Genomic DNA, 1063 nt, shown 5'->3' with positions numbered 1-1063 from the left:
GGCAATGGGGGATGCCGTCCAGCGCCGCATCCCCACGGCGGCTGCGGACGTGGGCGCAGAGCAGCGGACGACGAGTGCGGCCCCGCGCAACGTGCGAAGGAAGCGCGGGACCGCAGGCCACGGCCATCCTGTCGAGCCGGGCAAAAGGGACCGTACGTCACCCGCCGCCGGTGCCCCGCGCGGCACCCCGGCCGGGCACCGCCGGACTGTACGTCGCGCAGGCCCGCCGCGTGCCGTTACCAGCACGGTTCCCGCCGGCGATGTCGTTGTCCGTTGCACATCTCGTTGCATGTCCCGCTGCAAGTTCTGTTGCGGCTGCCGAGACGGCGGCGACGGCAGCCACGCGTTGGTCTGCAACGCTTTCTCGTCGCTGGCCCGCCCGGTCGTCGGGGAGGACGGGGTACGGCGCTGGCCGCCAGGCACTGTTTGGCCTGCTCATGACCGCCAGGCCACACCCACGTGGGAGAACAGCGTGGAGCCCTGGACGAAGCCGGCGAGGTGGACCTCGCCCGCCCCCGGCCGGCTGACTGGGCAGGGGCGGGCGCCGCCAGGTCGGGAATGATCGGGGGATGACCGATGACCTCCCCTGCGACCCACCCCCCGAGTCGGCGCCGCCCTCCGGCGGCCAGGACGAGCTTGGCGCACTGGCCGCTCCGCGTCGGCTGAGCGTGGACGACCACATGTTCACCGCCCCCGCCCTGCCGGGGACGTTCCGGCTGCAGCTGTTCACCGCTCCCGGGGCGCGCCCGGTCGCGGTGGTGACCCAGATCGCCGGTGCGGAGGGCATGAGCCTGATGAACGGGGTGGAGAGGTTCGCGGGCGCGGTGTGGGAGCGGCACTGCCCCGACCAGGATCTGCCGCCGGTGTGGGTGGAGCGGCAGCTGGAGGCGCAGGGGGCACTGCGGGAGAGCCGCTTTCGGCGCGTGGTGTTCGCCGGCGCCGACCGCTACCGGCCGCACGGCCCGCGTTGGTCGGTGATCACCCACGAGGAGCTGCAGGACCTGGTCGGCGCGACCGTCGCCACGGACCGCGGCACCGGCTACGCGCCGCGCGCCGTCGAGCC

General features: G+C 74.1%; 1 protein-coding gene. It reads left to right on the top strand.

What is annotated here, in order from left to right:
- Positions 1–569: 569 nt before the first annotated feature.
- On the top strand, positions 570–1063 hold a 494-nt coding region (locus GA0115259_RS38295; protein ID WP_141716899.1), incomplete at its 3' end, for a hypothetical protein.

The sequence above is a fragment of the Streptomyces sp. MnatMP-M17 genome, assembly GCF_900091995.1.
In the GTDB taxonomy this organism is placed as follows: domain Bacteria; phylum Actinomycetota; class Actinomycetes; order Streptomycetales; family Streptomycetaceae; genus Streptomyces.
This window is presented reverse-complemented; position numbering and strand designations above follow the sequence as displayed.